The sequence below is a fragment of the Dokdonia ponticola genome (assembly GCF_042653865.1).
Lineage (GTDB): Bacteria > Bacteroidota > Bacteroidia > Flavobacteriales > Flavobacteriaceae > Dokdonia > Dokdonia ponticola.
The window spans coordinates 87,858-100,534 of record NZ_JBHSFV010000003.1; the positions used below are offsets into that span (position 1 = coordinate 87,858).

The 12,677-nt window shown below is 36.2% G+C and carries 10 protein-coding genes; 2 read left to right on the top strand and 8 right to left on the bottom strand.

Features of this window, described 5'->3' with window-relative positions:
* The first annotated feature begins 323 nt into the window (after positions 1-323).
* On the top strand, positions 324-3,158 hold the full coding sequence (locus tag ACFO3O_RS06765) for a M16 family metallopeptidase (protein WP_379977815.1): 2,835 nt from the start codon (positions 324-326) through the stop codon (positions 3,156-3,158).
* Positions 3,159-3,344: 186 nt separating this feature from the next.
* On the opposite strand, the gene ACFO3O_RS06770 is transcribed toward ACFO3O_RS06765, so the two are convergent.
* Positions 3,345-4,202 carry a TraB/GumN family protein gene (locus ACFO3O_RS06770; RefSeq protein ID WP_379977816.1) on the bottom strand — a complete coding sequence of 286 codons (858 nt, stop codon included), beginning with the start codon at positions 4,200-4,202 and terminating at the stop codon, positions 3,345-3,347.
* A gap of 397 nt (positions 4,203-4,599) precedes the next feature.
* Between ACFO3O_RS06770 and ACFO3O_RS06775 the strand changes: the two genes are divergently transcribed.
* Positions 4,600-5,430 carry a helix-turn-helix domain-containing protein gene (locus ACFO3O_RS06775; RefSeq protein ID WP_379977817.1) on the top strand — a complete coding sequence of 277 codons (831 nt, stop codon included), beginning with the start codon at positions 4,600-4,602 and terminating at the stop codon, positions 5,428-5,430.
* A 382-nt stretch (positions 5,431-5,812) separates the two neighbouring features.
* Here ACFO3O_RS06775 and ACFO3O_RS06780 read toward each other — a convergent pair whose 3' ends face one another.
* The 7 genes from ACFO3O_RS06780 to ACFO3O_RS06810 all read right to left on the bottom strand — a co-directional run bounded on the left by ACFO3O_RS06780 (position 5,813) and on the right by ACFO3O_RS06810 (position 12,607).
* On the bottom strand, positions 5,813-6,934 hold the full coding sequence (locus ACFO3O_RS06780) for a T9SS type A sorting domain-containing protein (RefSeq protein ID WP_379977818.1): 1,122 nt from the start codon (positions 6,932-6,934) through the stop codon (positions 5,813-5,815).
* Positions 6,935-7,030: 96 nt separating this feature from the next.
* Positions 7,031-8,149 (bottom strand): helix-turn-helix domain-containing protein, encoded by a 1,119-nt coding sequence (locus ACFO3O_RS06785; RefSeq protein ID WP_379977819.1) that lies wholly within the window; start codon positions 8,147-8,149, stop codon positions 7,031-7,033.
* Positions 8,150-8,382: 233 nt separating this feature from the next.
* Positions 8,383-8,742, bottom strand: a complete 360-nt coding sequence (locus ACFO3O_RS06790) for a YraN family protein (protein WP_379977820.1) — start codon at positions 8,740-8,742, stop codon at positions 8,383-8,385.
* Positions 8,743-8,848: 106 nt separating this feature from the next.
* Positions 8,849-9,736, bottom strand: a complete 888-nt coding sequence (locus ACFO3O_RS06795; protein WP_379977821.1) for a hypothetical protein — start codon at positions 9,734-9,736, stop codon at positions 8,849-8,851.
* The gene (locus ACFO3O_RS06800; protein WP_379977822.1) at positions 9,729-10,634 is read right to left on the bottom strand and encodes a S66 peptidase family protein; all 906 of its coding nucleotides are present in this window, start codon (positions 10,632-10,634) and stop codon (positions 9,729-9,731) included. Before ACFO3O_RS06800 ends, ACFO3O_RS06795 begins: the two co-directional genes overlap by 8 nt.
* 191 nt (positions 10,635-10,825) lie before the next feature.
* Positions 10,826-11,377 (bottom strand): hypothetical protein, encoded by a 552-nt coding sequence (locus tag ACFO3O_RS06805; RefSeq protein WP_379977823.1) that lies wholly within the window; start codon positions 11,375-11,377, stop codon positions 10,826-10,828.
* A 21-nt stretch (positions 11,378-11,398) separates the two neighbouring features.
* Positions 11,399-12,607, bottom strand: a complete 1,209-nt coding sequence (locus ACFO3O_RS06810; protein WP_379977824.1) for a hypothetical protein — start codon at positions 12,605-12,607, stop codon at positions 11,399-11,401.
* Positions 12,608-12,677 lie beyond the last annotated feature (70 nt).

Genomic DNA, 12,677 nt, shown 5'->3' on the forward strand with positions numbered 1-12,677 from the left:
GGTATGTTTTGATTTATTCAGAAAAACCTACGAGTAAAATCGCAGGTTGGTTTTCTAACATTCATCTTTTTTGAAAAAAGGGAATTTATCAAAGTATGACAGGAGGTTTTATATGTTTAAAGAAAAGAGGTATACGCTTTCGCGAAAGCGAAAACAACCATAAAAAATTCATTCTAAAAAAGCAGCATTTCATAAATGAACCTTAACAATTTAAAGAGATGATTTTTAAAATTTTATGCATTTTTTCACGTTATCACGATGACTTATGAACTAACTTTATAGTTTATTATTAATAATCATCGAATATTCACTAAATAAAAGAAATGAAAAAACACACTACACTCATTTTAAGTCTGTTTCTCTCTATTGGTTTTGCTTTTGCTCAAAACACAGGAGATTTACAATCATCAGCTACGATTCCTATAGCAGAAATTCCCACAGATCCTAATGTAAAAGTAGGTACACTTCCTAACGGACTTACTTATTACATTCGTAATAATGGGAAGCCAGAGGACAAAGTAGAATTAAGACTTGCCGTAAATGCAGGGTCTATTATGGAGACAGAGCGACAATTAGGACTTGCGCATTTTATGGAGCACATGAACTTTAATGGGACGAAGAATTTCCAAAAAAATGACTTAGTCGATTACTTACAAAGTATCGGTGTCAAATTTGGAGCAGATCTCAATGCCTACACAAGTTTTGACGAGACGGTTTATATTCTGCCTATTCCAAGTGATGATCCAGAAAAATTAGAAAAAGGATTCCAAATCATAGAGGATTGGGCACATAACACCACTTTGTCTGAAGAAGCGATAGATGGAGAACGTGGGGTAGTTCTTGAAGAATTACGATTACGTCTAGGTGCACAAGAACGCATGCAACGCGAGACCTTACCAAAAATAATGTATGGCTCTAGATATGCAGATCGTCTTCCTATAGGAACTAAAGAAAATCTTGAAAACTTCACCTATGATGATGTACGTAGTTACTATAAGACATGGTATCGCCCAGAATTAATGGCGGTTGTGGCTGTTGGAGACCTTGATGTAGATGTGATGGAGCAAAAAATCAAGGACCACTTCGGGAAAATCCCAGCAACTACAAATGGACAAGAACGTGAAGAATATGAACTTCCTAATCATGAAGAAACGCTTATTGCCATCGCTTCTGATCCAGAAGCAGCTTTTAGTCAAGTGAACATCATGTACAAGGATCGTAAAAATGCACAACCTATGGTGACGATAGATGACTATAGAGAAGGGTTGGTTCGCAGTCTTTTTTCGCAACTTATTAATAATAGACTTGGAGAACTTCGTAATAGTCCGAAACCCCCTTTTATTTTTGGGTTTTCTTTTTATGGAGGTACGTTTGCAAGAACAAAAAATGCGTATCAATCTATTGCACAAACCAGTGCCGAAGGACAACTTGACGGACTTAGAGCGTTGCTTACAGAAAATGAGCGTGTAAAGCGTTATGGTTTCCAACAAGGAGAATTAGATCGTGCTAAAAAAAGCATTATCGCACGTCTTGAAAAAGCATATAATGATCGTGATAAAATAGAGAGCGGTCGTATTGTAGGTGAGTATGTAAATAATTATCTAGAGCAAGAGCCTATTCCTGGTATTGAGTGGGAATATGAAACGACAAAACGCTTATTAAACACGATCACCATCCAAGAAATAAGTGACCTTATCAATGTTTTCATCCATAATGATAATAGAGTGATCACGCTTACAGGTCCTGAAAAAGAGGGTCTTCCTAAGGTTACCGAAGCACAAGTACTAGCCCTTATCAACGAAGTGGAGAATTCAGACATTACTGTCTATCAAGATGAGGCAGTTCGAGAATCCTTAATTGAAAAACTACCTGCGCCTGGCACCATTGTTTCTACGACAAAAAACGACGCGTTAGGAACAACGACAATGACCCTTTCTAATGGGGCTAAAGTGACCATCAAAAAAACAGATTTTAAAAATGATGAAGTGCTTTTTCAAGCGTTTAGTTTTGGAGGAACTAGTTTGTATTCTGATGAGGAGTTACTGGCTACCACTTTTGCTAACGGAGGGATTACACAAGCAGGAATCGGTGGTTTATCCCTTACAGATATGTCGAAATTTATGAGTGGTAAGATTGCTAATGTATCGCCATTTTTATCCAATTCTTCAGAGAATTTCAGAGGATCGGCGGCGCCAAAAGACTTAGAGGTTTTATTCCAAATGGTGCATTTGTACTTTACAGACATCAATAAAGATGAGGAAGCGTACCAATCGTTTGTTTCAAAGCAAAAAAGTTTTTTAGGAAACTTAATGGCCAATCCTAACTTCTACTTTCAGGATAAAGTGGGGAATAACCGAAATGAAGGGAATCCAAGGTATTCAGGCTTTCCAACACCAGAAAAATACGATGCTTCCGATTATGATTTAGCGTATGCAAAATTTAAAGAACGGTATGCAGATGCGGGTGATTTTCATTTTTACTTTGTAGGAAATGTGGATGAAGCACAGGTGGCCGCTTTCGCGAAAGCGTATATCGCCTCTTTACCTGGGTTAAATAGCAATGAAAAATACATCCCTACCAAGTTTAGAGAGAAAGACATCTATGAAAAGTTTGTCGTCAACAAAGGAACAGATCCTAAAAGTACGGTGAGTATTGCATGGCGTGAAGAGACGACCTATGATAGAAAAACCGAAATGGCTGCTATGGCCCTTGGGGAAGTGCTTACTATTAAACTTGTAGAGAAACTTCGTGAGGAAGAAGGTGGTGTATATGGGGTAGGTGCGAGAGGAAGCTTAAGTAAAATTACCTTTACTGATTTTGATTTTTCGATCTCTTTTCCTTGTGGACCAGAAAATGTAGATAAGCTCGTCGCAGCAGCGCTTGCTGAAGTAGAAAAAATCAAAAAAGAAGGGGTTACTCCAGAAGACCTTGCAAAGGTAAAAGAGACGTATCTCGTGGCGCGTAAGGAACAGCTAAAAACCAATCGTTTTTGGATGAATAGCTTAGTGTCTTTAGATCAAGAGGAGCGTGATCCTTCGTATATTTTAGACTATGAAAAAAGAGTCAATGATCTTACTGCAAAAGATATTCAGAGCGTAGCTCAAAAGTTTCTTGATGACAATTACTTCTTGGCTATTTTGATGCCTGAGGAAAAATAAACATATTTAGTATAGAACATAAAAAGAGACTGTGTAAAAAGTATTTTTAGTTTGTCAAACTGAGCCTGTCGAAGTTTTAATTTTTGATCACCAATACCCCTTCGACAGGCTCAGGGTGACAATTACATTGTTTTACCCTTTTTACACAGTCTCTTTTTCATTTTTAATTGTTTGGGAATAAAGACGCTACTCTAAAATAGGCGTTACGCTGTATCCCGCTTTACGTAATAAGGCAATAAGGCTTTGATCTCCTCCTAGGTGACCCGCACCGACTCCATAAAATACTTTTTGATCTTTAGATAGTTCGCCTATTTTTCCTATCCAATTGATATTACGATCGTCTAGAAGTGCCTTTTGCAATGCAGGATCCATCTCAAAGGTATCATTCATCGCATTGTACAGCCCTTGAATATCTTCTTTTTTGTAGGTTGCAATCATATCGCTAAACATGTTGGCAACTTTTTCTTTGTCTGTTAAGTATTCTATCACTTGATCTATTTGCTCATCGTAGGGTTGCACGTCAAAAACGCCCATTTGAAACTCTGGTGTTTCTAACCCTAACACTTCTTTTTGATCTGCTTTGGTGCGTCTAATAATTTCTTCTTCATAACTTACTGTTTGCGTTCCCATCATGGCGATGGTGATCATAGAAGAGATTGCAAGTGGTTTAAAAGAATTAAAAGCAGTCATACCGACGCCCATTTTTTCTTTTAAATAGGTATCTATGATTTCATATTCTTTTTCGTCCATGTAACTACTCAATTTTGAATCCCCTTCTAGCTGCATAAGCGCCTGCATGCCTCCCATCATTTTAGGGTCATCCATGTCTAATTCCAAAACGGTCACTTGGGTATCTTTAATGGCTTTTTCTACTTTTTCTTTAAACTCAAAGTCTGTTTTAGGAATTAAATGAAATGTGCCAAATACATAAGAAGGCTGTATCCCATTGCCTTCAATTTTCCATAATAAGCTGGATTCTTCTTGAGCGATTAAAGAGCATGTACTAAGAATACAAGCTATAAAGGTTTTAAAAATATTTTTCATAGGTATTATTTTATGATTATAGTGTATATGAATGTTAAGTATAAAAAAGGGTATTAAAAGACAGAGCAAGCTCTGAACTCTGAACATCGACCTAAGGGTCGAAGTATGAAACCATAGATCTCGCTAAAAGCGGGATTAGCCTGCCTGCCGGCATAGGCAGGTTCAACTAACTATTTTGAATGCGTCTTGCAGACTTTACAAAACAGGGTTTCATTAATAAGTGTCTATACCTATAAAAATGTTACAACAAATATGCTAAAAGCCCATTATCACTACAATGACGGGTAAATGTCGGGTTAAATTCAAGATAAAAAGTGAAACAATTATCAAAGCCTGTGTACTATTGCAATGTAAAACTTCTTGTATATTGAGGCATGCATCGTACAAGGCAAAATTAATGATGATGAAACAACCAGAACTAGGGCGTAAAATACTAGAGCTACGTCAACAAAAAGGATTGACACAAGAAGAACTTGTAGAACAATGTAACATCTCAGTGCGAACGATACAACGCATTGAGGCAGGGGAGGTATCTCCTAGAATATATACGATCAAAACCATCCTCTCTGCGCTCGATAGAGACTTGGATGATTTACAACAAGACTCGGTATTTGAAACCAAAGTAAAAGAGGCGATGCTTTTGGAGATAGATCCTAGTAAAGACGTCTCTTTCTTATTTAAACAATTGAATGTAGGATGGATTGCTGGGATTTTAAGTATGATCTGTTTTGTCTTTCAGCTTATTGAAGATACTTATTATATTTCAGAAGGAGATTATTATTTTGGAGGTGTCTTTTACATTACTTTAGGAATCATTTCTATTATCATGTTTGCTTTACATATGAGAGCCTTTGTTCTCATAGGAGAGCTTTTTAAAAGTTACTTTCTAAAAATTACTTCTGTTCTTTTTATTGCTGTAAATACATTGATGATCCTCTATTCAATTATTGATATGTATTTTGAGTATTTGCATGAAGCTGCATACGCTGTTATCTTTTGTGTGTTTTATGGATTGATGTATCTCTTCTTTGGATACGCATTACTTAAGTTAAAAGGGTTAGGGCAACTTCCAAAAGCGACAGGTTTGATGCAAATCGTCATCGGCGGCATGTTCTTAACCATTATTTTTTCTATCGTCGCTAATCCTGCCAGTATTCTTATTCAAGGGCTTAATGTTGCTATTATTTTAAAAGTAATTGAGACCATTAAAGCACAGCTTTCTGAGTAAGCTATTTGTGTAAAAAAACATCTAAACCTATATAAAAAAGTAAGCCGAGGAAAAAATTCCTCGGCTTGATAATCATCAGTCTTCTCTCACTTAATTTTATCTCACTAAAACAAATTATGATATTACTAGATGATTTATTTGTTACTCACAATGCTTGTTATATGAGTAACATTATTTGGAAATCAAATTAATATCATTTCCTCTTTTTTGGTTTTATATAAACATACTTGTATCTGAATACCAAGTAGTAGGATTTATATTTTTACAAATTTACAACCTTTGCTAGATATATTTTACGTTAACAAACGTGTATCTATAAATATTAGTATTTTATTAATATACTTATTACGTAAATTAACAAAATATATGGATTTATCCCTTCTTATTTAATCACTTTTCTAGTAATCACTGTTTCTCCTGCTTGAATTTTGACAAGATACACTCCCTTACTCCATGAACTAACATTTAGCGTTGTGTCAAACAAACCTCCCTGAATAGTTCCTTCGGTTTTTTTTATCAGTTGTCCAGAAGATGTATATACATCTATGGTATAGGTTTCAGCGTTTACTAATTTGCCTTTAATACTAATGGTATCACTTTGTGGATTAGAAAACAGGTGGATGGTGGGGTCCGCTTTCGCGAAAGCGTCCACATTCAGACTTACATTTTCGATCACACGAAGATTGGAGGTTCCTACATCCGAAATATAGATACGATCATTGATGTCATCTCCTAAAATACCATTCGGAAAATTAAAAGTGGCTGTTTCAAGATCGCCATCTGCGTTCCCTGCTGTACTTCCCGCAAAAAGATTGACCTCACCTGTTTCAGGATTAATTTGATAAATGCGATGCTCTCCTATTTGAGTGCCATATAAAAAATCTCCTTTTGAGGTAAGAAACCCTAGCCGATTACTCTGAGCTGCACTTGCAGGTAATTGTGCAATTTCTGTGAGTGTATTATTTTCTTCTAAGCGAAAAATTTTGCGATCGTTAAAATTAGAAATATAGGTTTGATCTCCTATAAAAGCAATCCCGGAAGGTCCATTAAGAGGAGCACCTTGAATAAGAATTTCTGTTTCATTAGTGTCAGGATCTAAAACATTCAAGCTACTTTGATTGTAGGAAACCCAAAGCAACCGGTCTTCTTGTGCATCATATTTAACACCTGTAGGGTTGTTGAGTCCTGTGATGGTATCTAGCACCTCACCGTTGGTGTTATAGATATGAATGGTGCCACCGCCTGCTTCACAGATATAAATATGGTCATCTTCGGTGACTCCGATTCCGTTAGGATTTGTAAAACCTGTGGCAAACGTGGTGACATTTCCCGTGGCAAACTCGTATTTGAAAACTTCATTCCCTTGGAAATTGGAACAATAAACGTCCCCATTTGAAGTAATTCCAAACCCGTCATAAAATATCCCTTCAGGAACTGTTGTGACGGTTTGGGCATGCATAAGTATTGTACATAAGAGGATCCATAGTGTAGTCATTGTTTTCATAAACTGTTCGATTTTTAAATTGATAAAAGTCAAAGTAAAAACCAATCGTTTTATCCTACGACAGTATGGGTACACGAGTACAAGTTTAACCCTACATTATGCTACTTTTCGACTTTTTATATATTCACTAGGCGTCTGTGAAGTCACATGTTTAAAGGCTTTATTAAAGGTTGACTTTGAGTTAAAGCCAGCGTCAAAAGCAATGGCTAATAAGGTCTGTTTGAGATGTAATTCCCGATCAATACTTTCTAATACATCCTGTACACGATGCGTATTGATATAATCATAAAAGGATTTTTGATAAATCTGATTCAATAACCAAGATAGATTATTGGGAGACGTGTTTAATTTTTCGGCCAGTGTTTTAAGAGAAAGATCGGATGTTTTATAAATCGCTTCCTCTTGAATAAAGAATTTTAATCGTTTTTGTAGTTGTTGTATTTCGTCTGGTTTCAAACGTGCTTTTTCATCTTTGTTTTTAGGTTGTAGCGGCATTCTAAAAATTTCTGGCTGACGTAAACTATAATAACCAACAATATAAATAAACAACGGAATAGAGACCCACATCACTGCATAATTGAGGACTGTGCTTATACTTGATAGTTTAAAAACCATCCCTAGGAAACTAGCTAACCACAATACCGTAAACAAAGCTACGGCTCCTAGTACCCATCCAACATAACGTCGTATCACAAGCACATAAGACACTTGATGCTCCATCACTTTTTTGTGTTTTTTAAATAATTTAAAAGAAGCGATTGTATAACAGAGAAAACTTAAAAGGCCTCCCATTTCTGCAAAGAACCAAAAATAGGCTATGAAGCGTATTTCCTTAAGAAAAGCCATTATTTCTTCTGACGCTACGTATATCCCTAACGTAATAATGATGTGTATAATAGCTGGTAAATAGTGCCAAAAAGAAAGCTTGAATGTTGGTTTTTCCTTAAAAATAAGACGTCGTATGTAGCAATAGATCAAAGGACCAAAAAGAAAAATAGTTACATCTACTAGACCCGCAACATAATACACCCAAGGCGCTTGTATTCTAAAAGCCACTACCCGCCCAAAAAGCATGATCACTGCAATACCTATCGCGATAGATAATACATCATTTGCTACTTTATTACGATTTTCTATAAGACGCAAGGTGATGGCGAGAAAAAATCCCTGACTCACTCCTAAAAACAAAATAACATCTAGTAGTGTAAATGACATATTTACATAGGTTTAATTCATATATTTTTTGGAATTGGAAAGTAATCCCTTTGACAATATCTAGCTTACATTACTAATAGTAAAGAACTTTAGTATTTAAATTTAGAAATATAAGAAATCAAAGTTTGCGAATCTTTATTCAGCACAAAATTATAAGTCCATGTGGGTACGATGATACGATATATCCTTATTTGTACTTTATATGCTTTCGCGAAAGCGTGTGTATGAAAAATCTAAAAATGATAAAAAGCATCTTCAAAATGAGTGAGTTCCTCTTGTTTCTCATTTTTAAGAATGGCAATAATATCAAAACGAACCTCCACGTCAAGATCGTTGGAGACCACATATTCATCGGTTACTTTTACGATGTTTTTAATTTTAGAAGGGGTTACAAATGTTTGAGGATCTCCAAAAAACTCGGAGTTTCTGGTTTTCACCTCTACCACGACAAGTGTTTCTTTTTCTTTCTGACAGACAATATCAATCTCTGCTTTATTGTAAAACCAATTGCGCTCTAATATGGTGTACCCTTGTTTGATTAAATACAAGGTGGCGTATTCTTCACCCCATTCGCCTAGTTCGTTGTGTGTCATTTAAACTTCATTTTCATTTCCGTGAAGGCGGAAATCTTTTCTTTATGATTCCTTCTTCATTTCTGATTGATCTTTTACTTCAAGCGTAAAAATATCAGGTCTTGCATTAGTATTGATTAGAATAATAAGCACGACGTAAAGAATCTACTTTCTTTTTTAATCCCCAAGGAGGTAATCCCACAGAAATACGCCGCTTATCTAGGTTTTTTAAATCTAAAATACGACTACTATCCGCATTATCGTAAATTCCGTAGTCATAAACCCTTCTAGAGCGTTGCCTGCTGTCTAGCATAGTTCCTAAAATATAAGCAGGTGCTTCTCCATCACGAATCATTTTAAGAAGAATTGGTTTAAAATACGTCGTATCATCCAAATGAAAAAAAAGGGTTCTTAGTTCAACTCGTTCTCCGATGGCTCTATTGTCTTTTCCTACCATCTTAGCAGTGGGATATCCGTATTCTCTAAAAATTTCTTTAACGCGCAGTTGGTGAATGCTATCCACCTTTGCCATTTGAATATAATCTATAGGCTTTTGCCTGACTGCTTGATCTAACATGTTCATTGCAATAATTTCTTCCCGAAGTTCTTGATTAATCCCTTCTTCAAATTCAGTAGCAAATTGAGTAGCATTCCTCTCCAAATAGCGCCACTCTTCATATTCATGAAGTATGGTGTAAGTATCATTATTGACAAAGGAATCAAAAGACATTCCTTCTTTGAGCATCCGTTCTATGTACGGAAATGCTGCTTGTGGTTTCCCTACTTTAATACTTAATTTGGCCATCATTTCTGGCTCTCTGGTGATATACTGATTTAAAAGCCCACACCGAGATTCGACTTTTTTTAATAAATCATACGCAGTTTGATAGTCTTTTTCCCAATACGCAAGTTCTGCTTTGTAGACATCTTGATAGTAATTCTCTATATAATCACAAGGTTCTTTTTCTTGACAAGCAACGCAGCATAATAAACAGATTACGAGGAGTCTATACATAGGTAAGTGTGGTTTTTTTGTTGGTTACTTCAACCGTTACATCGGCTCCCATCATCAGTGCTCGGTTATCATCTACATGTCCAGCTGGAAAATCAAACGCTACGGGATAGGTACATTCTCCAACCGCATCTAGTACGATTTCTTGTGCCGTTTTCCCAAACGGAATTCGATTATCATGCATTTTGGTCATGCCCCCCACAATTAATCCTGCAAGATTGTCTAGCATTTTATTACGTTTCAAATTCATCACCATACGATCTACGTGGTAGAGATATTCATCAAGATCTTCTATAAATAAAACTTTCCCTTCGGTATTGATTGCAGAATTGCTTCCGCACATCGAATACAGCATGGATAGATTTCCGCCAACTAAGGGCCCTTTGGCAACGCCAGGTCTGTTAAGCGGATGGGATGTCTCGTACGTAATCGTTGGTTTTTCTCCAAAAAGGGCTTGTTTTAGGGACGCTTTCGCGAAAGCGGTATTCTCCTTCACACTCACTGGCATGGTTCCATGAATGGTTTTGAACCCGATCTTATGCAAATGACTGTGAAACACCGTCACATCCGAATAACCTACAATCCACTTGGGGTATTTTACAAATTTGTAAAAGTCTAATTGGTCAATAATTCGCACCGAACCATAGCCGCCTCGGGCACACCAAATGGCTTTAATCTTAGGGTTATCTAGCATTTCTTGAAAATCACGAGCACGCTCAGCATCTGTCCCAGCATATTGGTTGTCAGATGCATCAATGGTTTTTCCAATTACAGGAACGAGCCCCCAACTTTTAATCAGTTGAATCCCGTCTTCGAGTTCGTTAAGTGAGATTTTACGTGCGGTGGCGACAAGTGCTATACGATCTCCTTTTTTAAGAAATGGTGGTGTTATCAATGTCATTGGGTTTTAAAATGACAAGTTACTATATTTCTCAATATCTGAATTAATCATATCCAACTAAGACGTAAGACCGCTTCGCTTTTAAACATAAGACACTCGTAGACTTACAAAAAATCGCCAGTACTCATACATGAATACTGACGATTAAAAAAGGGACAACACATGAATTTACTAATCTCTCCCCTTTATTTTTAAATCCAAACAACAACTTGTGCTTTTTCAATGGTACCCGTTGCACCCACTGGATTTGCACTAAGAACGATGGTATATTTTCCTTTTTCTAACTTTCCAGGATATTCATTTTTAAGCGGATTACCTTGGGCATACGTCAATAGATGAATGATATCAAAGGTTTCAACGGGTTCTAACATCTCTCCTGGAAAGAACGGCATAGGTTTTCTTTTGACAGCACCTAGGAGCTTGCCATCCTTATAAATTTCTGTTTCAAATTCAAAAAGGACTATGCCTCTACCTTGATCATCTTTGGGTAAATCGCTACCGTCAAAAGAAAAGATAATAGGAAAATTACCTGTTTTACACTTTTTAAAGAACTCAACGACATTGCCTTCCTCTAATTCTGTAGTTAGGGTACTTTTTCCGTCAATGGTAATCTTTCCTTCCACTTGAGGGGCTACCTCCATATTTAAAATGGATGTTGTAGGAATGGTGTGAGATGATGTTGCAGCGAAGAATACGATAAAGAGTATCGACGATACGATTCCTGTGGTGATATATGTTTTCATGATTCTGCGTTATTTTTCAGATTATTCTAATGATAAGAAGTAGAAATACCCCCATTTATTATTGTTACTATATTGCTTAAAAGCATAGCCTTTGACCATTCTTATATTACCGCCATCATCTCCTAACCAGAATGTATGATCACAACCTGGTATATTTTTACGTCCATCTGCCGCATCAGAAAATGAAGAAGCTGCGCGCTTAAACTCTAAGTACTCTATAATGGGCTTTAAATCTATTTTATCAATATCTGCAAGAGGATCTTGCGCATTAGAAATTGAACGCATTCTTTTGTAATCCAAGTTAAAATACAGTTGTGGATTATCGTAATATCCTACTCCTGAAACTGTATATACTAGGTTATGTTCAAATACCTCGTTTATAACTACGTTACGATCCTCTTTCCAAGTTATGTTTCTAGTATCTTCATAAAGGTCTTTATCAAAAAGACGTCCTATATTGTCACTTCCTTTTAAATTAAGGGTTACTTTTCCTTTTTCTTCACCGTGCATAAGTCCCATGTTTTCATAGTTTTTTATGCTAATAAGCGTGATTTTAAGCTTTTTTCTGTGTGTAGCGCCTCTAAACGTTTTTTGTGACTGCCCTGGTATTGTTGCTTTCCCATACATTCCGTTTTTCCAATCAAATGTTAATGTATAAGGTCCTGATGTATTAATTTGATCTTCATTTTTGGTTATAAAGCCACTAAATTTCAAGTCGTTTGGCGCTCCACCTACACGACCATATATATAATATTCTTTTCCATCAGCATATAGGAAGCCTCCCACTTTACCACTTTCATTATGAATAAGTTCCATAGTCCCTAAATCAGTCTCAAACGTATTCCATAAATACAAGCCATTAAGCTTTGTATCATTAAGGAAGTTGCCATCCCAGCTTCCGTTCCAACTATTGGGGGGTAAGTTGTTGCTATCATATTTCCAATCTCCATCCCATTTTTTATTATTTATTTGTGTAAAGGCTACTTTCCCTTTTGAGGTACTGTTTGAGAATGATCCTGTAAAAACAGTAGCTCGTCCTGAAATTGTAAAAGAGGATACTAGAATATGCCCTTTTGTATTATAGAGACCTACTGCTTTTGATCCAGAACGACTAGAGATAAGATGAATATTCCCATGATCTGAAGTATATACTCCGTTTTTAAAACTATTTGCAAAGCTAGTTGTGATACATAGCATTAGCATTATAATAGTATTCGCTAGTGTTTTCATTACTCAATTTTTTTAATGTTATTCTTATTTGAATTCCCTCTTTATGAAAGATTTTTTAAGAAGGTTAACA